The organism is Microvirga makkahensis, from assembly GCF_009830105.1.
Lineage (GTDB): Bacteria > Pseudomonadota > Alphaproteobacteria > Rhizobiales > Beijerinckiaceae > Microvirga > Microvirga makkahensis.
This window is the reverse complement of record NZ_WURB01000002.1, coordinates 394,430-420,710: the sequence shown is the minus strand read 5'-3', so window position 1 is coordinate 420,710 and position 26,281 is coordinate 394,430. Positions and strand designations below refer to the sequence as shown.

At 62.3% G+C, this 26,281-nt stretch carries 23 protein-coding genes and 2 pseudogenes; 8 read left to right on the top strand and 17 right to left on the bottom strand.

Annotation, left to right across the window (positions count from 1 at the left end; translation table 11 throughout):
* Positions 1-217: pseudogene (locus GR328_RS04860) on the top strand (nitroreductase family protein); the annotation flags it as partial.
* 43 nt (positions 218-260) lie between these two features.
* Here the strand turns inward: GR328_RS04860 and GR328_RS04855 are convergent.
* A complete protein-coding gene (locus tag GR328_RS04855) occupies positions 261-953 on the bottom strand; it encodes a glutathione S-transferase family protein (RefSeq protein ID WP_160883383.1) in 693 nt (230 codons plus the stop codon).
* 337 nt (positions 954-1,290) lie between these two features.
* Between GR328_RS04855 and GR328_RS04850 the strand changes: the two genes are divergently transcribed.
* From GR328_RS04850 to GR328_RS04835, 4 genes are read left to right on the top strand one after another with little or no spacing between them, the layout of a single operon-like run.
* Positions 1,291-2,670 (top strand): amidase, encoded by a 1,380-nt coding sequence (locus GR328_RS04850; RefSeq protein WP_160883382.1) that lies wholly within the window; start codon positions 1,291-1,293, stop codon positions 2,668-2,670.
* Positions 2,671-2,703: 33 nt separating this feature from the next.
* The gene (locus GR328_RS04845) at positions 2,704-3,585 is read left to right on the top strand and encodes a polysaccharide deacetylase family protein (RefSeq protein ID WP_160883381.1); all 882 of its coding nucleotides are present in this window, start codon (positions 2,704-2,706) and stop codon (positions 3,583-3,585) included.
* A 53-nt stretch (positions 3,586-3,638) separates the two neighbouring features.
* A complete protein-coding gene (locus GR328_RS04840; protein WP_160883380.1) occupies positions 3,639-3,968 on the top strand; it encodes a hypothetical protein in 330 nt (109 codons plus the stop codon).
* A complete protein-coding gene (locus GR328_RS04835) occupies positions 3,961-5,076 on the top strand; it encodes a CobW family GTP-binding protein (protein ID WP_160883379.1) in 1,116 nt (371 codons plus the stop codon). Before GR328_RS04840 ends, GR328_RS04835 begins: the two co-directional genes overlap by 8 nt.
* Before the next feature lie 274 nt (positions 5,077-5,350).
* Here the strand turns inward: GR328_RS04835 and GR328_RS04830 are convergent, their stop codons facing one another.
* From GR328_RS04830 to GR328_RS04815, 4 genes are all read right to left on the bottom strand, one after another.
* The gene (locus GR328_RS04830) at positions 5,351-5,872 is read right to left on the bottom strand and encodes an HPP family protein (protein ID WP_160883378.1); all 522 of its coding nucleotides are present in this window, start codon (positions 5,870-5,872) and stop codon (positions 5,351-5,353) included.
* A 19-nt stretch (positions 5,873-5,891) separates the two neighbouring features.
* Positions 5,892-7,493, bottom strand: coding sequence for a 2Fe-2S iron-sulfur cluster-binding protein (locus GR328_RS28175; RefSeq protein ID WP_160883377.1), 1,602 nt, complete (start codon positions 7,491-7,493; stop codon positions 5,892-5,894).
* 41 nt (positions 7,494-7,534) lie between these two features.
* Positions 7,535-7,930, bottom strand: a complete 396-nt coding sequence (locus GR328_RS04820) for a VOC family protein (RefSeq protein ID WP_160883376.1) — start codon at positions 7,928-7,930, stop codon at positions 7,535-7,537.
* A gap of 95 nt (positions 7,931-8,025) precedes the next feature.
* On the bottom strand, positions 8,026-8,571 hold the full coding sequence (locus GR328_RS04815; RefSeq protein WP_160883375.1) for a carboxymuconolactone decarboxylase family protein: 546 nt from the start codon (positions 8,569-8,571) through the stop codon (positions 8,026-8,028).
* 126 nt (positions 8,572-8,697) lie between these two features.
* Between GR328_RS04815 and GR328_RS04810 the strand changes: the two genes are divergently transcribed.
* Together GR328_RS04810 and GR328_RS04805 are read left to right on the top strand one after the other, a co-directional pair.
* The gene (locus GR328_RS04810) at positions 8,698-9,597 is read left to right on the top strand and encodes a LysR family transcriptional regulator (protein WP_160883374.1); all 900 of its coding nucleotides are present in this window, start codon (positions 8,698-8,700) and stop codon (positions 9,595-9,597) included.
* Positions 9,598-9,709: 112 nt separating this feature from the next.
* Positions 9,710-9,826 (top strand): annotated as a pseudogene (locus GR328_RS04805) (LysE family translocator); the annotation flags it as partial.
* 85 nt (positions 9,827-9,911) lie between these two features.
* On the opposite strand, the gene GR328_RS04800 reads toward GR328_RS04805, so the two are convergent.
* The 12 genes from GR328_RS04800 to gabT form a co-directional block, all read right to left on the bottom strand.
* Positions 9,912-10,232 (bottom strand): cupin domain-containing protein, encoded by a 321-nt coding sequence (locus GR328_RS04800; RefSeq protein ID WP_160883373.1) that lies wholly within the window; start codon positions 10,230-10,232, stop codon positions 9,912-9,914.
* Positions 10,222-11,172 (bottom strand): DMT family transporter, encoded by a 951-nt coding sequence (locus GR328_RS04795; RefSeq protein ID WP_160883372.1) that lies wholly within the window; start codon positions 11,170-11,172, stop codon positions 10,222-10,224. Before GR328_RS04795 ends, GR328_RS04800 begins: the two co-directional genes overlap by 11 nt.
* A gap of 9 nt (positions 11,173-11,181) precedes the next feature.
* Positions 11,182-12,498, bottom strand: coding sequence for an aspartate aminotransferase family protein (locus tag GR328_RS04790; RefSeq protein WP_160883371.1), 1,317 nt, complete (start codon positions 12,496-12,498; stop codon positions 11,182-11,184).
* Positions 12,499-12,500: 2 nt separating this feature from the next.
* A complete protein-coding gene (locus tag GR328_RS04785; protein ID WP_246215701.1) occupies positions 12,501-13,553 on the bottom strand; it encodes a phosphotransferase in 1,053 nt (350 codons plus the stop codon).
* A 28-nt stretch (positions 13,554-13,581) separates the two neighbouring features.
* Positions 13,582-14,841, bottom strand: a complete 1,260-nt coding sequence (locus tag GR328_RS04780; protein ID WP_160883369.1) for a Zn-dependent hydrolase — start codon at positions 14,839-14,841, stop codon at positions 13,582-13,584.
* Between the two features lie 102 nt (positions 14,842-14,943).
* Entirely contained in the window at positions 14,944-16,002 is a 1,059-nt protein-coding gene (locus tag GR328_RS04775; RefSeq protein ID WP_160883368.1) for a histone deacetylase family protein, read from the bottom strand.
* A 55-nt stretch (positions 16,003-16,057) separates the two neighbouring features.
* A complete protein-coding gene (locus GR328_RS04770; RefSeq protein ID WP_160883407.1) occupies positions 16,058-17,686 on the bottom strand; it encodes an ABC transporter ATP-binding protein in 1,629 nt (542 codons plus the stop codon).
* 13 nt (positions 17,687-17,699) lie between these two features.
* Positions 17,700-18,536, bottom strand: a complete 837-nt coding sequence (locus tag GR328_RS04765; protein WP_160883367.1) for an ABC transporter permease — start codon at positions 18,534-18,536, stop codon at positions 17,700-17,702.
* Between the two features lie 7 nt (positions 18,537-18,543).
* Complete coding sequence (locus GR328_RS04760; RefSeq protein WP_160883366.1) at positions 18,544-19,521, bottom strand: ABC transporter permease subunit; 978 nt, start codon at positions 19,519-19,521, stop codon at positions 18,544-18,546.
* Positions 19,522-19,631: 110 nt separating this feature from the next.
* Complete coding sequence (locus GR328_RS04755) at positions 19,632-21,101, bottom strand: ABC transporter substrate-binding protein (protein WP_246215679.1); 1,470 nt, start codon at positions 21,099-21,101, stop codon at positions 19,632-19,634.
* Positions 21,102-21,566: 465 nt separating this feature from the next.
* Complete coding sequence (locus tag GR328_RS04750; RefSeq protein ID WP_160883364.1) at positions 21,567-23,123, bottom strand: acetolactate synthase large subunit; 1,557 nt, start codon at positions 23,121-23,123, stop codon at positions 21,567-21,569.
* Between the two features lie 30 nt (positions 23,124-23,153).
* Complete coding sequence (gabT, locus tag GR328_RS04745; protein ID WP_160883363.1) at positions 23,154-24,437, bottom strand: 4-aminobutyrate--2-oxoglutarate transaminase; 1,284 nt, start codon at positions 24,435-24,437, stop codon at positions 23,154-23,156.
* A gap of 400 nt (positions 24,438-24,837) precedes the next feature.
* Between gabT and GR328_RS04740 the strand changes: the two genes are divergently transcribed.
* A complete protein-coding gene (locus GR328_RS04740) occupies positions 24,838-26,274 on the top strand; it encodes an aldehyde dehydrogenase family protein (protein ID WP_160883362.1) in 1,437 nt (478 codons plus the stop codon).
* Positions 26,275-26,281 lie beyond the last annotated feature (7 nt).

Below are 26,281 nucleotides of genomic sequence, written 5' to 3'. Positions count from 1 at the left end.
CGCCACCGGCTTCCTGATCGCGGCTCTGCATGCGGCGGGGCTTGTTACGCTTACCCACACTCCCAGTCCGATGGGTTTCCTCAACGAGATCTGCGGCCGCCCGGAGACGGAGAAACCGTACATCCTCCTTGTTGTCGGCTACCCGGCCCAGGGCTGCACGGTGCCGGTTCACGGCGGGATCAAGAAACCTCTGGAGACGATCGCCTCCTGGCTGTGAGGATGCTCCAAGGAAGCTGGGCGCTGCGCATCTGCCGCGGGCATCAGCCATAGGCTCTCAGACGCAAGGCCTCCTCATCGAGCAGGTCGAGGAGACGGCTTCTCCAGAGCGTCACAGGATCGGCAGACTCCAGGAGGGGCACCTGGCTCACACAGCGAGCCCACATGAAGGCGCCCATCACCGTATAATCGGCATAGAGGGGAGCATCTCCGCCGAGATAGGGCTGGCCTTGCAGAGTACGCCTCAGAGGCGTGAGAATGCGCTTGAGCTCCTGCAGCGTTCTGGCCTGATCAGAGGAGAACGCCTCCAGGGTGGTCCCGAACCGCCTCTCCCGAGTCTCGCGGAAATAGTCCTTGTCCTTCTCATGAAGGTGCGCATGGATGTCGCTCGCCAGCAGCCGGATCAGGGTGCCGTGCAGCACCGTGTCTGCCCAGTCCACATAGAAGCGTGACAGGGCCAGTCCGGCAGGCCCCCCGAAGAGCGAGGGGCGATCGGGGTAGGCTCGTTCGAGATGACAGGCGATGGCCCAGGAGTCGGAAACGACCTCATCGCCGTCGGCCAGTACCGGCACCTTGTCCTGTCCGGAGAAGGCGATCACGTGCTTGTCGGTGAAGCGGCAGGCGATGGTCTCGAAATCGAGGCCCTTGTGCTGGAGAGCATAGCGGATCCTCCAGCAATAGGGGCTGAAGCGCCGGTCGTCATCGGCGCCTGCGAGTTCATAGAGCTTGATCGTCATTCCGGAAGATTCCCTTGGCGTTCGGCTGAACCGGAACCTTACCGTTCCACGTGGGCAACTGCCAAGCAGGGCGGGGTGATCGAACGCTGCTGTTGGCACACTCCGAACGGGCCCAAGACAACGGGCCCAAGACCATGATGATCCCGGAGGAGGCTGAGACTGCGGTCGGGTTCGCAGAGCCGATGGAACCTGGCAAGAGACGTTCCGTTGAGGATCGAAGGGCCGCATCGAGGCACATCCCGCATCGGCTCTGCCCTTGCATTCGCGATGCCGCTCACGTGGGCGCACAGGGACCCAGCATTCGTCAGGTTGCATCATGAGCAGGGAAATCAGGTTTATGCCAGCCCGCCGCTCCACCGCTCAGTGGGCGGCGCAATTGGCGGCAGGCGTCGTCGACGCCGCCGACGCCATTGACCAGACGCTGGCCGCCGTCGATGCCTGCGATGACCGAGCCATCTTCACATTGACAACGCCCGAGCGGGCTCGCACGGCAGCGCGAGCCTCCTTGAGCCGACAGCGAGGCCGTTGCCCGCTCGGATGGCTCGACGGCGTTCCTGTCGCGTGGAAGGACCTCTTCGATCTCTCGGGGCATCCGACGACAGCAGGATCCCGCGTGCTTGCCGACGCCCCGCCCGCAACGGCTGACGCCGCCATCGTCACGCGATTGGAAGCGGCGGGCATGGTCAGCGTCGGCCGAGTCAACATGACGGAGTTCGCGTTTTCGGGGCTCGGCCTCAACCCGCATTATGGCACCCCTGTCAACCCTCACGGGCAGCGCCGCGTCCCGGGCGGGTCCTCATCCGGCTCAGGCGTTGCGGTGGCGCGGGGGCTTGTGCCGGTCTCCATCGGGACCGACACGAGCGGGTCGGTGCGCATTCCGGCGGCGTTCAATGGCGTCGTCGGCTTCAAGACCTCCGGCGGGCGCTGGCCCATGCATGGCGCCTACCCGTTGTCCCACACATTGGATACGCTCGGGATCCTTTGTCTGGCTGTGCTTGATGCGATCCTGGTCGATGCCGCAGCGCGACGTCTTGCAGCGCCCGATCTCCGGCGGGGCCGCATCAGGGATCTTCGGCTGATCGCGCCGACCAATGTGGTCCTCGATGATTGCGAACCTGCCGTCACCGCGAATTTCGAAGCTGCGCTGGGCCGCCTGGAGAACGCTGGCGCGCGCATCGAGCGCCGGATTATCCCCGCCCTCGACGAGGTTCTGGCACTGAACGCTCGGTATGGGCCCATCGTGAATGCCGAGGCCTACGCGCTGCACAAGGAGCGCGTGGACGGAGAGGCCGCGGCCCAGATGGACCGGCGGGTCGCCTCGCGGATCAGGCTCGCGGCCGCGACGTCCCTCACGGCCTATATCGCCATCATGGAGGCACGCCGCCGGCTCGTGGCGGAAACGGCGGCGATGCTGGAGGGTGGCTGGCTGGTGGCCTATCCGACGGTCGCTCATGTGGCGCCGTCCATCGATGCGCTCGAAGCCGACGACGACCTCTTTGTGCGCATCAACATGAAAACGCTGCGCAATACGCTTTTGGGTAACTTCCTCGACTGGTGCGGCGTTTCGATTCCGAACGGGTTCGATGCGGAGGGGATGCCGACCGGATTCCTGCTGTCGGGAGGTCCCGGACGCGACGATCACCTGCTCGCCATGGCGCTCGCGGCGGAAAGCATCATCCGTGACGACGTGGGACAATCGCCTCACGACCGGTCCTAGAGCAGACCATCACATACAGGAGGATACGCAGCAATGGCGAAAGAAATCCTTTGCAGCTTCGGCATCGACGTTGATGCCGTCGCAGGCTGGCTCGGAAGCTATGGCGGCGAGGATTCTCCGGACGATATCTCCCGCGGCCTGTTTGCGGGTGAGGTGGGAAGTTTACGCCTGCTAGAGCTCTTCGACCGGTTCGGCATCAAGACGACATGGTTCATCCCGGGCCATTCCATCGAGACCTTCCCGGAGCAGATGAAGGCCGTCGCCGATGCGGGCCATGAAATCGGCATCCATGGCTACAGCCATGAGAACCCCATAGCGATGACCCGTGAGCAGGAAACAGAGGTCCTGGACAAGTGCATCGAGCTCGTGACCCAGCTTTCCGGCCGACGGCCCACAGGCTATGTCGCCCCCTGGTGGGAGTTCTCGACCGTCACCAACGAGCTGCTGCTGGAACGCGGCATCAAGTACGACCACTCGCTGATGCATCATGATTTCCGACCGTATTATGTGCGCGTCGGTGACCGCTGGACGAAGATCGATTACTCCAAGAAGGCTTCCGAGTGGATGAAGCCCCTCGTGCGTGGCGAGGAAACGGACCTCATCGAGATCCCGGCGAGCTGGTACCTCGATGACCTGCCGCCGATGATGTTCATCAAGGCGTCGCCGAACAGCCACGGCTTCGTCAATCCGCGCGACATCGAGCAGCTGTGGCGGGACCAGTTCGACTGGGTGTATCGGGAGTACGAATATGCCGTGTTCCCGATCACGATCCACCCGGATGTGTCCGGCCGCCCGCAGGTGCTGATGATGCTGGAGCGCCTCTATCATCACATGGTCGGCCATCCGGGCGTCCGCTTCGTCACCATGGACGAAATCGCCGACGACTTTGCACGCCGCTCCCCGCGAAGGAAGTAGCCTGGCAGCTCCCCGCGCATTCGCCGGGCCGCAGCAAGAAGAAAGGGTGGACCATGTGCGCACTTTGCGGGGTTCTGGGCAGCGCCGATCACTGGACGGACGCCATCGCTCGTCCAGGAGTGTTCAGCCGCAATTCGGATACTGCGGAGCGTCGGCGCGAGCGCATGAGGCGCGTGCAGTGCGCCAACAGGGTGCTCAAATCCTATGGCCTGAAGCTGCGCGATTGGCAGGGATCCGCCTTTCTGCTCGCCACCGCCACCGGCAAGACGGAGATTGTCGATCATCTGGCCCATCTGTGGATCAAGGCCGAGAAGCTGACCGGCCGCCTTTGCGATCCTCTCGATCCGGCGCTGATTGCCCGGCTCGAGGCGGAATATGACTGAGAGGCCGGCATTGACGCCGGTCAATCTGATCACCGGCTTCCTGGGCTCCGGCAAGACAACCTTGCTCCAGCGCCTGCTGCGCGATCCGGCCCTTGCCGACACGGCGGTCCTGATCAACGAATTCGGTGAGGTCGGTCTCGACCATCATCTGCTTGAGCGCGTCGACGAGACCATGGTGCTTCTGCAGTCGGGCTGCCTGTGCTGCACGATCCGGGGGGAGCTTTCGTCCGCGATAAAGGACCTGCATTCCAGGCGCGAAGTCGGGCGGATACCGTTCTTCCGGCGGCTGGTAATCGAGAGCACGGGACTTGCCGATCCATTCCCAATCCTTTCCACCGTCCATGCCGATCCGGTGCTGAAGCATCATTTCCGTCTGGGCAATGTGATTGCGACGGTCGATGCCGTGAACGGCGGGGTCCAGCTTGCCCGCCAGCAGGAGAACGCCAAGCAGGTGGCTGTGGCCGATCGGCTGGTCATCACCAAGACCGATCTGGCCGACGAGGCGGCGGTCGAGATGCTCATTCCGCGGATCCGCCAGCTCAACCCGCTGGCCCCGCTCTGGCGCGTCCCGCATGACCCGCTCGACGCGGAGGGATTGCTCTCCCACGAGGAGTTCGAACTGGCGGGCAGGAGCGAGAGGGCGCAGCATTGGTTCGCCACCGCGCTCATGGGGCAGTGGCGGCTAAACCGGTACAGTCATGCCTCAGGTGACGTCGAGCAGGTCCGCTCTCCTCGTGCTTCAGGCAAGGGAGGAGCGTACGGGCCTGAAATCAACTGCCACGCCGACAGCATCCATGCATTTGCGTTGGTGTTTGAGAAGCCGCTCGATTGGACCGTGTTCGGCATATGGCTGACCATGCTGCTCAACCGGCATGGACCCAGGATCCTGCGCGTGAAGGGCATCCTCAACGTCACGGGTTCGCCGGCACCAGTGGCCGTGCACGGAGTGCAGCACCTGGTCCATCCGCCGGTGCACATGGCGTCGTGGCCCGATGAGGACCGCCGGTCGCGGATTGTTTTTATCGTGGATGGTCTCGACCGCGCCATCATCGAGCGGTCGCTGTCCGCCTTCCTGCACACGAACGGATGCGACTGGAAACAGCCGTAGGAGATGGGGCGCTGTTCCACCCGACCGCGGTGACGATGTTGTGCCGCCGGGGCGGGACACCTGCTCCAGAATGCGATTCCGACGGCACCCCTCCCTCGTTCCGATCAGGCCGCAGGTTGCGCGGACCTTCGCAAGGAACGCCTCGCGGGTGGAGGCGGGAACGACGAACGAGTCGACGCTGAACACGGCGCCCGCTTCCGGTCGCGCCCGAACGGTTACGGCGATTGTGGGAGTCGGATCCTCGATCAGCTTGGACATTGCCGTTGCCTCGCGTTCAGAACCAGTAGCGGGGGTAATCCCGGCGGCCGGTGACGCGATGGTAGGCGAACGCCACGGCGACCAGCGCCAGGGTGCCCGTCAGCACCGGCGTGAGCAGGAACGACCAGTCCGGCATCGCGAGCATTACCAGAAGCGGATCGGCGCCCGCCGGGGCATGGGTCGTGCGTGTGGCCAGCATCAGCGCTGTGGCAAGGCCCACAGCCAGGGCGATAGTCCAGGGGGAGACACCGAGCAGCGTGCTCACCGCGAGGCCGACCGTCGTGGCGATGAGATGCCCGCCGACGATGCTGCGTGGCTGCGACAGAGGACTGTCGGGAAGGGCGAAGGCGAGCACGCAGGTGGCCCCGAACGGCGCCATGACAAAGGCGAGCCCCGACCATTGCGCCAGGGCGAACAGGGCCAATGTCGCGACAGCGCCGCCAAGCCCGGCGAGAATGATGGCCCGTGGTGACGCCAGAGGCGGTAGGAGACTGGCGGGACGGGGCTGGATCGAGGGCGAGGGCGGCTGGGGGCTCATCAATGTGTCTCCTATCGGTTTAGAGATCGAGGGTGAGGTGGTCGGTCAGGGACCGCGAGACACAGGTGCATATCAGGCCGGCACGGGTCCGCTCCGCCTCGGAGAGGGCGCTGTCCCGGTGGTCGGGCACACCGTCGAGAACCTTCGCGGCGCAGGTGCCGCAGGTGCCGGTACGGCAGTCGTAAAGTGGACCGGTTCCGGCGGTGATGAGCGCATCAAGGATCGTCTGCTCACGGGCGACCGCGAGGGTTCGGCCGCTCCGCGCCAGGTGCACCGTGATCGGCCGGTCTCCTTCGCGTGGCGTGTCCGCCGCGAATCGCTCGGACCGGATTCGATCCGGGGACATGCCCATCGCCTCCGCATGCCCGTGCACGGCTGCGATCAGGGTTGCGGGACCGCAGACGTAGACCACCGCATTCGGCGGCGCCTCCGCCAGGACCTTGCCGACATCCAACGGCGTCGGCGCGGCGTCCTCGCTGAAGTAGGTCCGCAGACGGTCGCCGAGCCGAGCCTCTAGGTCTTGGCGTAGCGCCATCTCGGCGGGTGTCCGGGCGGCGTAGTGGAGCTCGAAGGGGCGGCCGGATGCGAGCAGGGTCAGAGCCATGGCGCGGATCGGAGTGATGCCGATCCCGCCCGCGATGAGCACGCTTGGTCTGCCGTCGTCATGGAGCGTGAACAGGTCCCGGGGATAGCCGCAGCGGAGAACCGTGCCAAGGCGATAGTCCCGGTGGACGGCTGCCGAGCCGCCGCTGCCCGGATCCTCGCGCAATACCGCGATCTCGTACACGTGACGATTGGCCGGATCGCCCATCAGCGAGTAGCTGCGGGTCTGCTCCCGTCCGCCCGGCAGACGGACGGGCACGGTGAGATGAGCGCCCGCCTTCCAGGCGGGCAGGAGTCCACCGTCGGCGGCCCGCAGCTCGTACGACCTGATCCGGGGCGTCAACTGGCGCAGGCCCGTGACCACCAGCTCCAGCGGACCGCTGCCGCCCGCCTGCACGTCCGAGGCCGCTGTCGTCCGCAGGGTCTCGTTCTCTGCCGTGACCTGCGCGAGCTGTCGCCGAAGCGGTGCTACGAGCCCGGCAATCTCTTCCTCGGTGAAGCGGGGGGTGATGTGCTGCGGGCAATTCCAGTCGAAGGCCTCGACCGTCATCACCACGGCCCGCTCGACCCGGGCGCGGTAGGTCGGGACCTCGAGACGGACGAGGAGAGCCGGATCCTCGCTCTCGTGCACGATCCGTGCCCGCGCCCAGATCTTCAGGCGGCGCCGGTTCGGATAGTCCATCAGGATCAGCGCGACACGGCCGTCCGCATTGATGTTGCCCGTGCTGATGTACTGGACGTTGCCGCGAAAGTCCGCATAGCCGATCGTGCGATCGTCGAGCACTTTCAGGAAACCCTTCGGGCCGCCGCGGAACTGCACGTAAGGCCAGCCGGTCTCGCCCACGCTGGCCTGATAGAAGCCGTCGCGGGCATGGATAAACTCGGCCTCGCGGTCGGTGAGGGCGTCACGACGCTCCTCGGCCAGATCGAATCCGGCATTGGCGGCGCGGCTGCCGTAGCGGGCTTGAGCCGCCCTGACGCTGGGGGTGAAGGTGATCTCTGAAAAGGCCCGGGCCATGGCTCGCGTGCTCCTTGAAGGCAGAGGACCGCTGGTGTGGCTCACCCATATGGGTGAAGGGCGGTGTCCTGAGGCAGGCACGTGAACTCGAGGCGGTTACCGCCCGGCTCCCGGACCATGCAGTGAATCCTCGGTCCCGCGCCGTTGCGCTCCGGCGCAAGCTCCACGATGGCGCGGGGCCATTCCGCCGCGCGCTCGTGAACGGCCCGGGACGTCGCGAGGTCCGCGACATGGAAGGCGAGATGGTGCAGGCCGATCTTGTGCCGGTCGAACGGCACGTGGCTGGCGCGGTCCGTGACGAGGACGGCCGGGTAGTCCGGGTTCTCTCCGAGCGGCGGCCAGCCGAGACAGTCGGTGAAGAAGGCCCGAGAGGCGGCGAGGTCGTAGACGGTCACACCAGCGTGGTCGACGCCGGACGCCAGAGCGGCTTTGGTCATCGTGCTTCTCCTGCAGGGCCGATCGGAGGAGGGGGCGGGCCCCGGAGGGGAGCGCCCGCCCAGGCGGAGCCGGCAAGGGTCCGCGCGAGGTGGGGTCAGGCGGCCTGTCTGAGCGCCACCTTCGGGAAGTCGATCTCGACCCGGCTCGCCTTGCCGAGGATGTTGGTGAGCAGGTTCATGCCCACATGCACGATGATCTCGACGATCTCGGCCTCGCCGTAACCTGCGTTGCGCACCGCCTCGATCTCGGCGTTCGTCACCTCGCCCGTGTGCTCGACCAGCGCCCGGGCGAACGCCACCGCGGCTGCCGCCTTGGCATCCTGCGACGTGCCCTGGCGATTGGCCTCCATCTCGTCGCCCGTCAGGCCGGCGCTGCGGCCGATGGCAGTGTGGGCCGACAGGCAGTACTCGCAACTGTTCTGCTCTGCCAGCGCCAGGGCGATGCGCTCGCGGGTCCGGCGGTCGAGGCTGCCCTGCTCGGCGATGCCGTACAGGCCGAGGAAGGAGCCGAGGGCGGCAGGCGAGTGGGCGAGCACGCGCAGGAAGTTCGGCGTCATGCCGAGCTTCGCGTGCACGGCCTCGAGGAGGATCTTGGCCTCGACGGGGGCGGTGGTGGGGTCAACGGCGGAGATGCGGGCCATGGGGCGTCCTTTCAATTGGGTCCGAACGGCGGTCGCCGCTCGTTGGGAGAATAATCGTCCTTGTCCCGGAAGAGGTGAATGTTCATTAATGACAATGAATCATTTCTATTTTAGGAATAATCAGCCATGGACAGGTTGCAGGCGATGACGGTGTTCGTGGCCGTCGCGGAGGAGGAGGGTTTCGCCCCCGCGGCCCGGCGGCTGGCGATGTCGCCGCCTGTGGTGACGCGGGCGATCGCCGCCCTCGAAGCCCGGATCGGCACCCGACTGCTCCACCGCACCACCCGCAACGTGCGCCTGACGGAGGCCGGAACCCGCTATCTCGAGGATTGCCGGCGCATCCTGGCCGAGATCGACGAGGCGGAGGAGACGGCGGCAGGCTCGCACCGCGAGCCGCAGGGGCAACTGGCGGTTACCGCCTCGGTGCTGTTCGGACGCATGTACATCGCTCCTATCCTGCTCGACTTCCTCGGTCGCCATCCCCGGGTGAGCGCCCGCACCCTCTTCGTCGACCGGGTCGTGAACCTCATGGAGGAAGGCCTCGACGTGGCGGTGCGCATCGCCCACCTGCCGGATTCGGGGATGACGGCGCTGAAGGTGGGATCGGTGCGGCGCCTCGTCTGCGCGTCGCCCGCCTATCTTGCCGAGCACGGCATCCCGCAGGAGCCCGCCGACCTGATCCGCCACCAGACGATCGCCTTCCAGGGCGTCACGCCCTCGCCGGAATGGTCGTTCCGGAGTGGCGGCTCCGAGGTGAGGGTCCGGCCGTCGCCGCGCCTGGAGGTGAACACGGCCGAGATGGCGATCACCGCGGCCGTGCAGGGCCACGGGCTGACGCGGGTGCTGTCTTACATGGTCGCGCCCGAGATGGCGGCGGGCCGGCTGAGGATCGTGCTGGCCGAGCACGAGCCCGCGCCGGTGCCGATCCACCTCGTGCACCGGGAGGGCCGGCAGGCCTCTGCCCGGGTGCGGGCCTTCGTCGATTTCGCGGCTCAGCGCCTGCGTGCGGACGGCTCCATCAACTGAACGGTTCCGGCGAATCGTCGCGAGCCGGCTTATCCCGTCCGGGATCAGGAGTGCCGGGCAGGCGCTCGCCAGCGGTCGTTTCAGGGATTGTCATTGGTCTCGTGTCCTCGGCATGGCGCTTACGCCCGGGCCGAACATGATCTGCCTGATCACGCGCTCGATCATGCAGGGGTGCCTGGCTGCGTTCAGCTCACTGCTCGGGGTGATCCTCGGCTTCGTGTTCTACATGCCGCGCGCCGAGAGCATACGGCAGGTTCTGAACAAGATGGGGGCTCAAGCCGAAGATCCCATCTGAATAGGAACCGACACCAGGCTTAGGGATTGCGCGCGAAGGCCTCCGGGCGTTTCACCTCAATCTCGATGAAAGCGATAGGGTGATCGGAGCCGTTCATGACATCGTGCTCCACCCCAGCTTGACGCATGTAGGATTGTCCGGCGACCAGCTTGTTGTCGTGCGCCTCTTTCCCGTTGTGGATGCGAAGGACGCCGTCCGTCAGCATGATCACGAAGTATGGCCACCCATGGCTGTGCCAGCCCGTTACCGCGCCTGGCTCGAAATCCCAACGTGTGATGCGAATGTCGGCATCATCCTGTTGCACTGTCGGTGAAGCGGGGATCTTGCATTCAAACGCCATTGGACTCTCCAGTTCGAGGGCTGAGAAGGCGCATCTGCGCCAGGGGAAGTACGGAAGCGGCTGCAGCAAGCATGAGTGCAAGGCCGGCCCAGTCGGTAAGCGTCGGCCGCTCGCCGAGAATGAGCACGGCACCGAATACGCCGACCGCAGGAACCATCAGCGTGCCTAAGCTTGCTGTGCCGGCGGGCAAGCGAGCAACGGTCGCAAACCACAATACGTATGCGAGCGCCTGAGAGAGCAGGACATGGTATGCCAGTGCCGCCAGAACACCTGGACTGGGGAGGCGCGGCATTGCCGCCCCCTCGAACAAGAGCATTCCGAAGCCAGCACAGACGGCACCCGCCATCAGTTGCCAGCCGGTGAAGACGAGAGGCGACGCATCGACAGGCGCACGCTTCGTCATGACGGTTCCAAGGGCCCAAGCCATGCCGGCGAGCAGTGCATAAGCCAGACCGACGGACCAGGCGCCGGAAACGAGAAGCGGCCAGCCGAGCGCAACGAGTCCCGCGGCGCCAAGGGCGAGTCCGATGCTCTGAGATCTATTCAGTCGCTCACCGAGGATCGGACGGGCAAACAATACGGCCCAGAGGGGCATCGTAAAGGTAACGATCACGGCTCGGGAGGTCGGGGCTGACAACTGGGCGAAAGCGAGCAGAATGTTGAATGCGGTGATCGAAAGCGTCCCGGCAAGCAGCAGGCGTGGCCAGTGCCGGCGCGGGACGGCAAGCGCTTGGCCCCGTGTCAGCGCGACCAGGAGCAAGACGGCGCCAGCAAGCGAGAGGCCCAGCGTGCGTAGAGTCCACGGAGGAATCTCATCGAGAATGACGCGCACCGCGGGCCAGTTGAAACCCCACAGAATTGCGAGCAGTGGCACCACCAGATAATGACGCGCAGAAGCACTCGGAGCCGGCGAGGTCACTGTCGTTGCGGTCACGCCCATATTACGCCCCTAAATCCGCTCGATCTCGGCAAGCGTGTCGTCGAGGGCCGCAAGAAAGACGTTCGCATTCTCGCAGGTGAAGACGAGAGGTGGCCGAATCTTGAGAACATTTCCGTTGGGGCCGGCGGTGCTGATGAGGATGCGCCGTTCACGCAGACCGTTGACAACCCGTGCCGCAGCTTCGCTTGCCGGCTCGCGCGTTGAATGCTCGCGAACCAACTCGACGCCCACGAACAAACCGGCAGCGCGCACATCTCCGATCAAGGCATGCCGCGCGGCAAGTTCATCGAGACCCGTGCGCAGGTACTCGCCGGTACGGCGAGCGTTTCCAAGTAATGCCTCTCCCTCGATGACGTCGAGCACTGCCATACCGGCGGCACAGGAAACAGGATTGCCGCCGAATGTATTGAAATACCGCATCCGTGCCCCAAAGGTGGACAGAACTTCCGGGCGCGCCACGAGCCCCGCCACCGGATGGCCATTGCCCATCGGCTTGCCAAGGCTCACCAGGTCCGGAACGATGCCATGCCGGGCAAAGCCCCACATGTGACTCCCTGTGCGGCCGAAACCGGGCTGGACTTCGTCAGCGATGAAAAGGCCACCCGCGCGGCGGATCGCCTCGACAGCCGGCTTCAAAAGGCCGGTTGGATCAGGGAAGATTCCATCACTGGAAAAGATCGTATCGACGATGAGCGCAGCAGGCCGGACACCAGAGCGAGCGAGATCGCCAATCGCTGCTTCGACGTGTTCCGCAAAAGCACTTCCGACATCACCGCCACTGCGGTACGTATCGGGCGCTGGAACAATGCGGACGTGATCACCGAGAACCATGCTCGCCCCAAGCGAGGGCGACATGCCTGCCAGGACATCGGTCACTCCATGATAGGCATTCTGCGTGACGATGAAACCGGAACCGCCGCTGTGCGCCTTGGCGATCCTGAGCGCAAGATCGTTCGCCTCACTGCCCGTACATGTGAACATCACATGTCCGAGATCCGGTGGGAAATAACTGAGAAGGCGCTCGGCATAGTCGAGCACGAGGTCGTGAAGGTAGCGCGTATGCGTGTTGAGCACGCTCGCCTGTCGGGCAATTGCCTCGACCACTCGCGGATGGCAGTGACCCACACACGCGACATTATTATAGACGTCGAGATAGGCGTTCCCATCCGGATCGTAGAGCCAGACGCCTTCCCCGCGCACGACATGGACCGGGTTTTCGTAGAACAGCCTGTACGCGGGACCTAGCAGCTGTTGGCGGCGCGCGATCATTGCTCGCGTGGCCTCGGCACTCTCGCCTTTCGCCGCTGGGCGATGAGGGTTGGTCATGATCACCTCGGTATTGATCCTTCGCAGGCCGCGTGGAGATAGGCTCGCGCCTCATCCCGTTTCAAGGCAGCAAGTTTGGCGAGGCCTGTCCATGCTGCGGCATTGTTGCGCAGGATATAGGCGCTGTTCTCCGGATAGCGCGCAGCCCGCCATCCGCCAATGGTGACGATGAGTACGAGACGCGTGGCTATGAAATCGAATAATAGGTCGATCTCCCGGTCGAGCAGCGGAAGATGCGCATGGTAGCCGGCAATGACATCGGCCGCCCCTGCAAGAGGATGCCCAGCACCGTGAAGCTGGTACGCGGCCGCAACGGCAACCTCTTGCGCGAGGGGGGATCGCACCATGTCGCCGAAGTCGATGATACCCGCAATTTCGTCCTTTGAATCCGACCTCACGAGCAAGTTGTGCGGATTCATGTCGTTGTGAATGACTTGGGTTCGTAACTGATTGAGGACCGGAAGGACATGCTCCTCGAAGGAGTCGAGGAAGAAGCGCGGCAGATTGTGATCGCGATCCGATGGTAAATGATCGAAGAGATCGCGTACGCTCGCTGCACGCTTGATATCCCACAGCAAGGTGAAATCGGCGGCAGGATGAGAAAAATTCTCCAGCGCACGATCAAGACGCGCTACGAGCGTCCCTATCTGGCGACGCTGACCGCTGCTGTGCGGTACGGAATGAAGCGGTGAACCCTCGACAAAGGTGAGTACCCGCAGTAATCGAGATCCGGCTGGTCCGTCGATCGCCACCATGTCTGTGCCATCACAAGCAGGCACGACGTGAGGCACCGGCAGGGTAGGATCGACACGTGCGATGTGCTGAAGCGCCCGAGTCTGGAAATCTATGACCGCCCGGTCCTCTGCCGGATTTGCGAGCTTTAGGACGAAGCGGCGGCCATCTACAGCCTCCAACAAGAAATTGCTATCACGCTCTCCCTTCAACGGGTTCGCTATGGCTTGAAGACCAAAGTACGTTCGAGCAAGCTCCTCCGCTTCCGCCCTGCCGATCGGCGGGACGGATGTTGCAAGCAACTCACCGGGCGCATCTATCATCTTCGTCACGGCAGCCTCTCTCGCATCGTCAGCGATCGGCCCGCGCTACGGTACTGTGGAGCAGCACGTTAAGCCCAGGCTCGAGGTCTTCCTGACCGGCGAATTCGTTATTGTTGTGAGTGACGCCGCCGCGGCACGGCGTGAAGATCATCGTCGTGGGACAAACGCGGGCGAGAAAGTAGGCGTCATGCCCCGCTTGACTTGGTAGGTCACGGTGGCTGTAACCGAGCATCCGGGCGGTCTCCCGTACCACGGAGACCAAGTCCGCGTCAAAGATTGCTCCACCCCAGTCCCAGCGGTCGCGGATTTCAGCCGTGCAGCCGGCTCGTGCTGCTGCTTCACTGACTGCGCGAATGACGCGCTCAGCCATTACCGCAGCCGCGGCTGGGTCTTCGTGGCGCACGTCGCAGACAGCTTCCGCCCAATCGGAGAGAATTCCCGCCTTGTTGGGCCAAGCAACGAGGCGGGATGCCGTGCCTTTGCCGCCGGTGCCGGCAAAGTCCCAACCTATGTTGTCTACGGCTACGAGAAAGCGCGCTGCGGCAACGAGCGCGTTCTTGCGCCTTTCCATCGGCCAAGGGCCGGTATGTGCCGTTTCTCCGTTGAAGGAAACAAGGAAGCCGTGTGAGGTGTAGGCGTGAGTAACAACGCCAATCTGGATCCTCTCGCTGTCGAGGATCGGCCCCTGCTCAATATGCAACTCGAAATAGGCATCGAGTGGGCGCTCGCCCACCGGAGCCTCCCCAAGGTACCCGATGCGGGCGAGTTCCCCACCAAAGGTCGCGCCGTCATCGGAGGGGCGTTCGTGCACCCAGTCCACGGGATAGGCGCCTGCAAAGCAGCCAGAGGCCGTCATCGGCGGGGAGAAGCGCCCGCCCTCCTCATTCGTCCAGTTCACGATTTCGATGGGCCGTCGCGTGATATGCCCGATATCGTTGAGTCGTCGTACGACCTCCAATGCACCCAGCACTCCTACGATGCCGTCAAAGCGCCCGCCATTGGCCTGCGTGTCAAGGTGGCTGCCCATCACAACAGGCGGCAGATCGTTATCTTGTCCTTGGCGCCGGGCGAAGATATTGCCAACCCTGTCGATGGTTACAGAAAGACCCGCTTCCCGACACCAGGAGACGAAGACATCGCGCATCTCCCGGTCCGCGTCCGTGAGCGCCAGGCGCGACAAGCCGCCCTCGCGACCCACCCCGATCTCGGCCGAACGCGCGAGGGTTGCGGAAAAGCGTTCTGTATCGACGCGTGTATCGGGCGACAGGCTCTGCGGAGTGTGAGGCATGACGGTTAATCCATCGGCTTAGATGTCAGAAGGTATGGAGCGAATGATGTTTCCGGGACGAAGGCATCCGCCAATTGCAGCACCACACATGTGGAGCATTCGTTAAACAGTCCGCTTACCGCCCCCCAATCCAGTTATGAACTCGCTGAGGCAGGCGCCGATGACCGAGATCTGATAGCCTCCTTCCTGGACGACGACGGTCGGGATACCCAAACGGGCAACCCGCTCCCCAACGCCACGGAAACCCTCGGTCGAGACATTGAGTAGTCCGATCGGATCCTCGCGATGGCTGTCGTATCCCAACGCAACGACAAGCGCCTCTGCTTCGAAGGCTTCAACAGCCTCTGCTCCGCGATCCACCGCTGCAAGAAAGGCTGCATCATCGGACCGAGGTGGAAGAGGGATGTTGAGGTTGAAGCCTTCGCCGTTTCCGCTTCCGCGTTCGTCCTCATAACCGATGAAGAACGGATAGTAGGCATCCGGATGAACATGGACGGAGACAGTGAGCACGTCATCACGCCGATAGAATATCTCCTGGGTACCATCCCCATGGTGCGCGTCGACATCGAGCACCGCAACACGCCGGAAGCGCGTGCGCAGTCGCTCTGCCGCAATGGCCGAATTGTTCAGATAGCAGAAGCCTGTCGCCCGATCAGTTCGGGCATGGTGTCCCGACGGCCGGCAGAGTGCATAAGCCGTATCTGCGCCTGCAACAATCGCATCGGCCGCGGCTGCTGCCGTATGCGTCGATGTCAATGCCGAGCGCCAGGTGTTCGGGCCGATTGGAACGGCGAGATCACCCAGATAGTAGCCTGCCTGAGCGATGACCGATTGCGAGCGGCAAGGAGGGCGCCCGTCGCGGTCCGGACTGCCATTCCAATAGGGCGAGACATTGGGCAATACCTCCGGTCCAGCATTGGGAATTTCCACCCAGCGCTCGTAGGCGGTCGCGAGAAAATCGAGATAATGTTGCTTGTGAATCGTCAGCGCAGGAGAGATGCCATAGTCGGCCGGCATCTCCGGCTCGATGCCGTGCGACCTCAGGGCACCGAGCAGAGCATCGGTCCGGCTCGGTAGATCCGTCGGAGCGCTGATGCGGCCGACTCGCATGAACTGCTTGGGATCGTGAAGATGCTGATCGGGGTGAAAGAATGCCCGCATGACGTTCCATCCATAAGTGAAATTTGCACGGCCCACGCTTCAATGGGCAGCAAGATCAGGCTACAGCTGCACGGGGATCCCAATGCAGCCCGGGAATGGCGGCGATCAGCCGCCTTGTATAGTCGTGTCGAGGCGCATCGAAGACTTGCGACGGGGGGCCGCATTCAACAATGGCGCCACGGTACATCACCGCGATTCGATCGCACACCTGCGCTGCCACTCGAAGGTCGTGCGTGATGAAGATGATGGCGATATCGAGCTTCCTCTGGAGCTCTTGCAGAAGTTCCAGCACCTGTGCCTGCACCGAAACATCAAGCGCGGATACGCTTTCGTCGGCGATGAGCAGCTCCGGATCAAGTGCAAGCGCTCGGGCAATGCCGACACGCTGACGCTGACCGCCGGAGAACTCATGCGGATAGCGATCATAGGCCGAGGGCTCGAGGCCTACGAGGCCCAGTAGATCGCGCGCCTTCCTCTCGGCATCGACGAGAGGCACACCATTCGCCACAGGTCCGTCGGTCAAGATTCGTCCGATGGTCTGGCGCGGGTTGAGCGAGGCGAACGGGTCCTGAAACACCATCTGGAGGTGGCGCCGCATCGGGCGAAAGGCCGCAGGCGTCAGTGGCACGAGATCCTGCCCGCGGAAGCGGATCTCACCGCCCTCGACGTCGGTCAGCTTCAGCAGACAGCGTCCGAGGGTCGACTTGCCGGAGCCGGATTCCCCGACGACGCCGAGAGTTTCCCCGCGCCGGAGAGTGAAGCTGACGTTGTCGACCGCCCTGACGACACGAGGCTTGCTGAAGAGGCCGCCGCCAGAGCGATAAACCTTGCTCAGGTTTCTTACCTCAAGCAAAGGCTCGCCGATCGTGGAGGCACGCTCATTCTGCCCGTCCCGATGGGGGACGGCGGCGATGAGGCGTCGCGTATATGGGTGCTGCGGCCGGTTGAGCACGTCACCGGCCCGACCTTGCTCGACAACCACCCCTTGCTCCATCACCACGACTTTGTCGGCGATGTCGGCAACGACACCAAAGTCGTGAGTGATGAAGAGCACGCCCATGCCCTTCGCACGTTGAATGCTGCGGATAAGCTCAAGGATCTGGGCTTGCGTCGTCACATCGAGTGCTGTCGTCGGCTCATCTGCGATGAGCATGGCCGGCTCCAGTGCAAGGGCCATGGCGATCATAACGCGCTGGCGCTGACCTCCCGACAGACGGAACGGATAGGCGTATCGCAAGTTGGATGGGTCGGGCAAGCCCACATACGCGAGAAGGTCAAGCACGCGGGCCTCCCGCCGCGCCGAATCGCGTTCACCATGTACCAGCAATACCTCGGCAATCTGGTCCCCCACCTTCATCAGCGGGTTAAGGGCAGACAGGGGTTCCTGAAAGATCATGGCGACGGATCGGCCGCGTTCATGGGCGAGTTCGGTCTCGCTCATCGTCAGGAGGTCACGGCCGCGGAAGAGAATTCGCCCACCCGAAGGCTTCAAATATGACGGCAAAAGTCCCATGATGGCGTTCGCCGTCATGGACTTGCCGGAACCGGACTCGCCCACGACGCACAGGATCTCGCCCGAGTTGAGCGTGTAGGTCACGTTCTCGACGGCATACTCCCGGTCAAGCCCCGGGGGGAGCGGGATCGACAGCGAAGCGACTTCGAGAAGGGGAGCAGCAGAATTCATCATCAGCTAGTCCTCATCCTTTGCGTCCGCGCAAATGCGGGTTCATTGCATCGTTCAATCCTTCACCGATCAGATTGATAGCGAGCACTGTCACAAGGATCGCAACCCCTGGGAACACGCTGAGCCACCACGCCTCACGCAGCATTGTGCGCGCCGCACCTATCATGAATCCCCAGCTCATCATGTTGCGGTCTCCAAGTCCGAGGAAGGAGAGGGAGCTCTCAGTAAGGATAGCGGTGGCTACCATGAGTGATGCTGTCACGATGATAGGCGAGATGGCGTTAGGCAGAATCTGCGTCAACATGATACGTGGGCCTGTCTGACCAATCACGATCGCTGCCTGGACGAACTCGCGGGAACGAAGGCTCAAAAACTCGCCACGAACGAGGCGGGCCACCGGCGGCCAGGAGACAACTGCAATCGCCAGCGTGATGGAAGTGATCGTCGGACTAAAAATTGCGACCAAGACCACGGCCATGGCGAAAGCGGGAATCGTCTGGAAGAACTCGGTAAACCGCATCAGCAGATCGTCGACCCGCCCACCGTAATATCCGGCAACTGCGCCGAGCGATACACCGATGAGAACAGCGACGGCGGTCGAGATGACGCCGATCAGCAGCGACACCCGCGCACCGTAGGCCAACCCCGCGGCGATATCGCGACCGAGCATGTCCGTCCCAAGCGGAAAGGCACTATCCTCGAAAGGACCGAGCAAGGGGTCGCCGATACCTTGCCACGGGCTAACGGGATAAAGGATAGGCGCAGCAGCAGCTACAATGATGACGACGACGAGGATGGCAAGGCCAACGAGGGCGCCGACGTTTTGGGCATAACGCCGAAAAAAGCTCATAGCTGGGTCATCCTGTTGCTTCGATGCGCGGATCGACGATGCGATAGAGCAGGTCGGTCACAAGATTGATGGCGACGACGACGGTAGCCGTGACGAGGAAGACGCCGAGCAATACCGGGTAATCACGCTGCAGGAGAGCGTCGAACATCAGGCGGCCAATGCCAGGCCAAGCGAAGACCGTTTCCGTGAGCACCGCCCCGCCGACGAGCTGGCCGGCCTGCACGCTCGCGAACGTGAAGACTGGCAGAACGGCGTTGCGCAGAACGTGCCGCCGGATGATCCGCCCTCTTGGGACGCCCTTTGCACGAGCCGTCTTGACGAAATCGAGGTTCATTACCTCGAGCATCGAGGCTCGCGTTAGACGTGTATAGACCGCCGTGAAGAAGAGGCCGAGTGTTACTGCGGGCAGGATCAGGTGATGAGCAATGTCGAGCACCCGTGCCCATCCTGTGTAGCCTGCGCCGACCGTCTCCATATCGAAGGGCGGGAGCCAATCGAGATGAATGGAAAAGACGAGAACGGCCATAAGGGCCACCCAGAAGAGAGGCGTGGCGTAGAATACGAGCGCCCCTGTCATGATCACGCTGTCACCGATGCTTCCGCGCCTGCGGGCAGCGATCACACCCAGGGTGATGCCAAGCACGAGTGAGAAGACAAAAGCACTTCCGGTAAGCAAAAGTGTGGCCGGCAGGCGCTCAAGGATGAGGTCGGCAACAGGCACGTGATTCCGATAGGAAAATCCCAGGTCACCGGCGATCACATTCTTGAGATAGCTCAGCAGTTGTACGTAAAGTGGCTGGTCCAGGCCAAACTGGGCCCTGAGTTGTGCAATGAACTGCTCGTCGCCGGCCCCTGCCTCGCCGGCGAGCACCGCAGCCGGATCGCCAGGCGCCAATTGGATGAGAAGAAAATTAAGAATGACGACCCCGATGACGACCATGACGGCCTTAGCGAGGCGCTGGATGAGGAACTCAAGCGTCTTCACACGCTACTCCAGGCAATTGATCACGATGTTAGGGTGCCACGTTCCCGTGTAAGACCCCCGAGTGACGGCGGCGCTTTCACAAGCCGCCGTCGGACTTGGTGGCGGGCGCCTTACTTGGCGATCCAGACTTCGTCCATCGACTCGTTCACACCGATGCCGGTGCGGACGAGGTTCTTCACCTTGTCACGCATGATGGTAACGTTCCGCTGTTCAAAGAGCCAGCCGATCGGCACCTCATCCGTCAGGATCTTCTGAGCCTCGGCGTAAGCTTTCGCAGCTTGGTCCGTCTGCACGGCTTCGGCAGCTGCGAGGAAGAGCTCGTCGACCTTAGAATTGGAGTAGCCGCCGTTGTTGCCGAAGGGAGTACCCTTGATGATGTTGCTGGAAAGATAGTGACGGGCTACGCCCAAGGCCGGATCGCCGTACTGGTAGGTGAAGTTGAAGGTTACGTCGAAGTTCCAGTCACTGAGCGCCTGCGACCAACCGCCGGCGTCGACTGCTTGAATGTTGACCTTGAAGCCAAGTTGCTCGAGCTGCTGTCTGACGTACTCGGCCATTCGGTCCCACTGCGATCCATAAGGGATCGGCATGAGGCGGATGGTATGCTCCTGCGGCTTGATGCCGGACTCGGCAATGAGCTTCTTGGCAGCGTTCAGGTCAAAAGGATAACTCGTCGTGTCCTTCGTATAGAACCGTGTCGTCGAAGCGAGGGGGCCTGTCGCGGGCTCGCCGAGGCCGAACCATACGTTCTTGACAATGAACTCACGATTGATCGCGTGCATAACGGCCTTGCGCACGAGCTTGTTGTCGAAAGGCGCCTTACGCAAGTTCATCTGGAGGAAGACCAGAGGAGAGTACATCTCCCAGCCCTCAGTCGTCGTTGTGACTCCCTCGAGTTTCGAAAGGCGACGTACTTCGAACCCTTCGACGTCGCCACCGCGCAGGACGTCGACAGCTCCCTTTTCGAACGCTACGCCGCGGGAGGCCGCATCGGGCACGATGCGGAAATACAGCTCGTCCAGGTAGGGCTTGCCCTCCTTCCAGTAGTCTTCATTCTTCACGAGGTGAATGTAGGAGCCGCGTTTCCACTCCTTGAACTTGAAGGGCCCCGTGCCGATCGGCGTTTGATTGGCCGGATTGGTGCGGTAATCAGTGCCTTCGTAAATGTGCTTTGGCACCACAGGGAAGGAACTAAGTTCGAACGCGTACAGGAAGGCGGAGAACGGCTTCTTCAGCTTGAAAATCACCTTGTCGGGTGAAGGAGATGTGATCGTTTCGACGTAAGTGTTCGCAATGTAGCGCCACCGCGGATGCGCCTCTCGAAGGAACTTGTCGGCAGTGAACACGACGTCATCGGCGCTGAAAGGTTTGCCATCGTGCCACTTCACACCATCTTGAAGCGTGAACGTGTAGGTAAGGCCATCATCCGATGCCTCCCACGCTTTCGCGAGTGACGGCAGAATCTTGAGATCCTTGCCGTAGCTTAGCAGGCTTTGGTATATCTGCCCTCCGACATAGAGCGTCGGACCCTGAGAATTCAGGCCTACCATGAGCACAGGCGGCTCGGGCTGGGCAATCATGTTAAGCGTCCCGCCTGGTGTGGGACTGTTTTGGGCGAGTGAGCTACCGGCCATAGCGATGGTGGCCAAGCTGACTAGACCATAAATGAATCGTTTCGACATATTCATATGCTTTTCTCCGTTCCCTTGGACTCTTGTTCGAACCCCTGCAGCGTCCATTCTGCCGTGATCCGATACTCGTGCTGGCGGTGGAAGACCCGGAAGCAATCCGCATAGCAGCAGACCATCATCGAGTACGTATCTTGGGCCTTGGCTGACGCCATTCTCTCGCTCGCAGCTGACTTCACCGGCTCGGCAGCCGCCGGCTGGCGCGGGCGTCATCATGATTTACCCAACCTGATCTTGCCGATCCCTCAATCCCCGTCAGTCTGACCCCCATCCTGATGCGTCACATGTTGCTGTCAGCCGGCATGCACGCCTGGCGGTGAGATCGTCATTCTCAGACCCCAACCGCACATGCGCGCATCATACGACGGCTTCGATAACGAATGGACCCCGCTGCTTGAGCGCGGCTTCAAGCAGAGTCCTGAACTCCTCAACGGTTGTCGCCCGCCCGCCATCAACTCCCATTCCGCGTGCCATTGAAACCCAGTCGAGCGTGGGTTCGTCGATACTCAACATTCGCTTAGCGTTGGACCCGAAGTGTTCAACGCCAACGTTGCGCATCTCACCTTGCAGGATGGCATAGCTACGGTTGGCGAACACGATCGTGACGACGTCGAGGTTCTCGCGGGCTTGTGTCCAAAAACCCTGCACGGTGTACATGCCACTTCCGTCGGCCTGTAGGGCGACCACTTTGCGGTCAGGGCAAGCAACGGCAGCGCCTGCAGCAAGTGGAATACCGATTCCGATCGCCCCCCCGGTGATGCGCAAATAATCGTGGGGCGCAGCGTGTTGAGAGTGACGGAAGAAGCTCGCACCTGCCGTTATGCTCTCGTCGCAGACGATGGCGTGCTCCGGCAGCATCCGTGCGACAGTGAACGCGACCGCCTCATCCGTCAATGGGCCCCTCGGCAGCGTCGCATCGTCAGTGAACCCCGGACTGACAGATACAGGTGTGTTGGCTTTGATGCCGAGCTCGTCCGCCAAATGTGCAAGAGCCTGCACAAGATCCTCTCCCGGACGAGCGAGGTCGACGATCTCACAATCCTCTCGCACCAGCAGACCTGGTTTTCCAGGATAGGCAAAGAATGCCACAGGGACTTTCGCCCCAACCACGATCATGGCATCGACGTCATGCAGCGCCTCAAGCGCTGCATCGACGGAATAAGGGACGCTGCCGATCACAACGCGTCCCGCGCCCCGCTGGACACGCCCGTTGGATGTCTGCATCAGCAAGCGTGCGCCAGTCGCATCGGCTATGCGGCCTGCAATTTCAAGCGCGTGCGCACGCAACGCCTGGCCGGTGAGGAGCAGAGCCACGCGGCGTTGGGAGCGCAACGTCTCGGCCGCGTTACGGACTGCCTGCGTGGAGGCCGCTGCAAGGTCGGGCAGGGTAGTGCGCACGGGCGGTCGGTCAGACGGCACGTCTCCCCAGGCAGCGTCAGCCGGCAGGATCAACGTTGCCACACCTGGCATGCGCATAGCCGCTCGGTAGGCTTCTGATGTTCTTGCCTCCACCTCGGCAGCGCTGCCGATATATCCGACCCATTGCGACATTGGGCGAGCAAGGCTCTCAATATCGCTTGTGAGGGGAGCATCGTGCTTGAGGAAGTATGTGGCGTGGTCCCCAACCACATTGAGCATCGGAGTGCGGGCACGTCGTGCATTATGAAGATTAGCAAGGCCATTCGCCAAACCGGGCCCGAGATGCAGCAATGTCGCAGCGGGTTTGTCAGCCATTCGGGCGTACCCGTCAGCGGCCCCTGTCGCCACCCCCTCGAAGAGGCCGAGAACACAGCGCATCTGCGGCCGACGGTCCAGAGCGGCTACGAAGTGCATTTCGGACGTGCCGGGATTGGCAAAGCAGACGTCGATATCGTTAGCGAGCAAGGTCTCGCACAGTCGATCGGCACCGTTCATTTAACTTCTCACTCGTTCGTGCCGCGGGTTTCAGGGTCCGACAACTTCGGCAAGTGCGTCCTCGATGATCGTGAGCCCTTCCTCCAGTTGCGCTCGAGGAACAGTCAGCGGTGCGAGTAGCCGGATGATGTTGGAGTCAACGCCACAGGAGAGCAGAATAAGCCCTTTCTCCTGAGCTTTCGCGATAAGGGCGGCAGTGAGTGCCGCGTCGGGCGCTCGCGTGGTGCGGTCCTTCACCAGTTCAAAGGCCACCATGGCTCCGAGCCCACGCACTTCGCCGATCGCGTTGAAGCTGTTGCGGCGCGCCATCTCCTGAAGACGCGAACGCATCACGTATCCGATCTCCTCGGCCCTTTCACACAATCGCTCTTCTTCGATGACGTCGAGCACGGCATGGGCGGCGGCGATGCCAACGGGGCTGCCGCCATAGGTTCCGCCTAGACCGCCAGGCTCGGCTGCGTCCATGATCTCCGGGCGGCCTGTCAAAGCTGCGAGCGGAAACCCTCCGGCAAGACCCTTCGCCATGGTTACGAGATCAGGCACGACCCCTGCATGCTCTATGGCAAACATACGCCCCGTACGGGCAATGCCGGTCTGAATTTCGTCAGCAATGAGCAGAATGCCGTGTTCGTCGCAGATCTGCCTGAGGGCCTGCAGGAACTCGCTCGGTGCTATATAGAATCCGCCCTCGCCCTGTACGGGCTCGACAATGATAGCCGCAACGCGACTTGGATCCACGTCGCTCTGAAAGAGTTGGCGCAGGCCGGCAATCGCCTCGGCCGTGCCGATTCCGTGGTAGGTCTTCGGATACGGCACATGGTAAATATCGGCAGGAAATGGACCGAAACCCCTTTTGTATGGGGCTACTTTGCCTGTCAACGCCATGCCAAGAAGCGTGCGGCCGTGGAATGCCCCGCCAAATGCGATGACGGCTGAACGCCCACTTGCAGCCCGGGCGACTTTGACCGCGTTCTCAACGGCCTCGGCGCCCGTCGTCACAAACATCGTTTTTTTCGGGTGGTCGCCTGGTACCAGTCCGTTTAGCCGTTCGGCAAGACGAATGTAGCTCTCATACGGAGCGACATGGAAGCAGGTATGCGTGAAGTTGTCGGCCTGCTGTTTAACCGCAGCGAGCACGGACGGATGTCTGTGTCCCGTATTGAGCACGGCGATGCCAGCAGCAAAATCAATGTACCGTTTACCGTTGACGTCCCACAGCTCCGAGTTCTCGGCCCGGGCCGCATAAATCCCCTTCGTCGCGATGCCTTGGGGCACGGCCTGTCTCTGGCGTTCGGCCAACGGTTCTGCGGTCACAGCACTCTCCCTTGGATGCAGCGGGTCTCTGGGCGCACCGAAGTGTTGAGGATATTAAGCAGTCCGCCGATTGCAAGCACTGATATTCAGCAGAAAGTCGAATTCGGAGACAGAATGCGAGAGCCGCAGGCATTGTTCGCTGCGCGTCCCGGTGGTCCCTGCTCTCACCGGAGCGAGAAGCGGTGTAGCGACCTATACCATAGTATTACCTCGGTGCCTGTAAATCTCGTTCTGGATGACCTTGCGATGGACTGAGAAGCCTCATCGCATTCGGCAATGCGCGGGGTTGTCGATCGGCAACATGCAAGGTACTAAATTCTGTATAAAATATTGAGCAAGCTGACTGCGCTCGCTATAATGATAATCGTGCTTCTCATTCCTTCAAAGCGGCGAGGCGAATATGCAAGAATATCTTGATTTCTACATCGACGGGGCCTGGGTTCCGCCATCTGGCGGTCGGACGCTTGAAGTCATCAATCCGGCAAATGAAGAGGCATACGCACGGATCGCGTTGGGCGAGGTGGCTGACGTTGATAAGGCGGTTTCAGCCGCCAGCCGGGCGTTCCGGAGCTTTAGCGGCACCAGCCGCAAGGAGCGCGTAGAGCTTCTTGAAACGGTTATCGCGGTATACAAGAAGCGCTATGACGACATCGCCGCGGCAATCAGCGACGAAATGGGAGCGCCCCTCAGCTTTGCAAAGAATGCGCAGGCTGCGGCTGGCCTCGGGCACTTGGCCGAGGTCCTCAGCGTGTTGCGCACCTACGAATTCGACGAGGTGATCAATCAAACTCTGGTAACCCGCGAACCGGTCGGCGTATGTGGATTCATCACACCTTGGAACTGGCCACTCAACCAGATTGCCTGCAAGGTTGGACCCGCTCTGGCGGCGGGTTGTACAATGGTACTCAAGCCAAGCGAGGTTGCGCCTGTCTCAGCCATCGTCTTTACCGAGATCATGCATGAGGCGGGCGTGCCGGCGGGCGTCTACAACATGATCAATGGTGACGGACCGGTTGTCGGACAGGCTCTCGCTGCCCATCCTGATATCGACATGATGTCGTTCACGGGCTCAACGCGCGCGGGCATTGCGGTAGCGCGCGCAGCAGCCGATACAGTGAAGCGGGTCGCCCAGGAACTCGGCGGAAAGTCGCCCAACATCATCCTGCCCGATGCCGACCTCGCGCGCGCCGTTGCGCACGGCACCCGTCAGTGCTTCTCGAACAGCGGTCAGTCATGTAACGCACCAACTCGCATGCTCGTGCCCGCCGACCGCCAGGAAGAGGCTGTTGCGGTCGCCCGCCGCATCGCCGGCGAGACGCGCGTCGGTAACCCCCGAGCTGAAGACACGATGATCGGCCCGGTGGTCAGTAAAGCCCAATTTGACAAGATTCAGTCGCTCATCGAGGCCGGCATAGCGGAGGGGGCGCGTCTCGTCGCTGGCGGTCTCGGTCGACCGGAGAACGTCAATCGCGGCTATTATGTGCGGCCTACGGTATTTGCTGATGTGCGCAACGACATGACGATTGCGCGCGAGGAAATCTTCGGCCCCGTTCTGTCTATCCTGCCGTATAACAGCGAGGAAGAGGCCATCGCCATCGCCAATGACACAGTGTATGGACTTTCAAGCTATGTAACATCTGGCGATATCGACCACGCGCGTGCCGTCGCGCGGCGTATTCGAGCCGGCATGGTGCATATCAATGGCGCAGGCGGCGATCTGGCAGCAGCCTTTGGCGGCTACAAACAGTCTGGTAACGGCAGAGAGTGGGGTCGCTTCGGTTTCGAAGACTTTCTCGAGATCAAGTCGATGTTCGGTTACGGCATAGACGCCGCGTAAGTAGGCA

Excerpts from the sequence above, each read along its gene's own strand:
- GR328_RS04785 (WP_246215701.1), bottom strand. The coding sequence starts at position 13,553 with ATGATAGATGCGCCCGGTGAGTTGCTTGCAACATCCGTCCCGCCGATC.
- GR328_RS04835 (WP_160883379.1), top strand. The coding sequence starts at position 3,961 with ATGACTGAGAGGCCGGCATTGACGCCGGTCAATCTGATCACCGGCTTC.
- GR328_RS04740 (WP_160883362.1), top strand. The coding sequence starts at position 24,838 with ATGCAAGAATATCTTGATTTCTACATCGACGGGGCCTGGGTTCCGCCA.
- GR328_RS28175 (WP_160883377.1), bottom strand. The coding sequence starts at position 7,493 with ATGGCCCGGGCCTTTTCAGAGATCACCTTCACCCCCAGCGTCAGGGCG.
- GR328_RS04800 (WP_160883373.1), bottom strand. The coding sequence starts at position 10,232 with ATGGCGTTTGAATGCAAGATCCCCGCTTCACCGACAGTGCAACAGGAT.
- GR328_RS04765 (WP_160883367.1), bottom strand. The coding sequence starts at position 18,536 with ATGAGCTTTTTTCGGCGTTATGCCCAAAACGTCGGCGCCCTCGTTGGC.
- GR328_RS04770 (WP_160883407.1), bottom strand. The coding sequence starts at position 17,686 with ATGAATTCTGCTGCTCCCCTTCTCGAAGTCGCTTCGCTGTCGATCCCG.
- GR328_RS04795 (WP_160883372.1), bottom strand. The coding sequence starts at position 11,172 with ATGGGCGTGACCGCAACGACAGTGACCTCGCCGGCTCCGAGTGCTTCT.
- GR328_RS04750 (WP_160883364.1), bottom strand. The coding sequence starts at position 23,123 with ATGAACGGTGCCGATCGACTGTGCGAGACCTTGCTCGCTAACGATATC.
- GR328_RS04830 (WP_160883378.1), bottom strand. The coding sequence starts at position 5,872 with ATGAGCCCCCAGCCGCCCTCGCCCTCGATCCAGCCCCGTCCCGCCAGT.
- GR328_RS04810 (WP_160883374.1), top strand. The coding sequence starts at position 8,698 with ATGGACAGGTTGCAGGCGATGACGGTGTTCGTGGCCGTCGCGGAGGAG.
- GR328_RS04755 (WP_246215679.1), bottom strand. The coding sequence starts at position 21,101 with ATGATTGCCCAGCCCGAGCCGCCTGTGCTCATGGTAGGCCTGAATTCT.
- GR328_RS04845 (WP_160883381.1), top strand. The coding sequence starts at position 2,704 with ATGGCGAAAGAAATCCTTTGCAGCTTCGGCATCGACGTTGATGCCGTC.
- GR328_RS04790 (WP_160883371.1), bottom strand. The coding sequence starts at position 12,498 with ATGACCAACCCTCATCGCCCAGCGGCGAAAGGCGAGAGTGCCGAGGCC.
- GR328_RS04815 (WP_160883375.1), bottom strand. The coding sequence starts at position 8,571 with ATGGCCCGCATCTCCGCCGTTGACCCCACCACCGCCCCCGTCGAGGCC.
- GR328_RS04840 (WP_160883380.1), top strand. The coding sequence starts at position 3,639 with ATGTGCGCACTTTGCGGGGTTCTGGGCAGCGCCGATCACTGGACGGAC.
- GR328_RS04850 (WP_160883382.1), top strand. The coding sequence starts at position 1,291 with ATGCCAGCCCGCCGCTCCACCGCTCAGTGGGCGGCGCAATTGGCGGCA.
- GR328_RS04780 (WP_160883369.1), bottom strand. The coding sequence starts at position 14,841 with ATGCCTCACACTCCGCAGAGCCTGTCGCCCGATACACGCGTCGATACA.
- GR328_RS04775 (WP_160883368.1), bottom strand. The coding sequence starts at position 16,002 with ATGCGGGCATTCTTTCACCCCGATCAGCATCTTCACGATCCCAAGCAG.
- GR328_RS04855 (WP_160883383.1), bottom strand. The coding sequence starts at position 953 with ATGACGATCAAGCTCTATGAACTCGCAGGCGCCGATGACGACCGGCGC.
- GR328_RS04820 (WP_160883376.1), bottom strand. The coding sequence starts at position 7,930 with ATGACCAAAGCCGCTCTGGCGTCCGGCGTCGACCACGCTGGTGTGACC.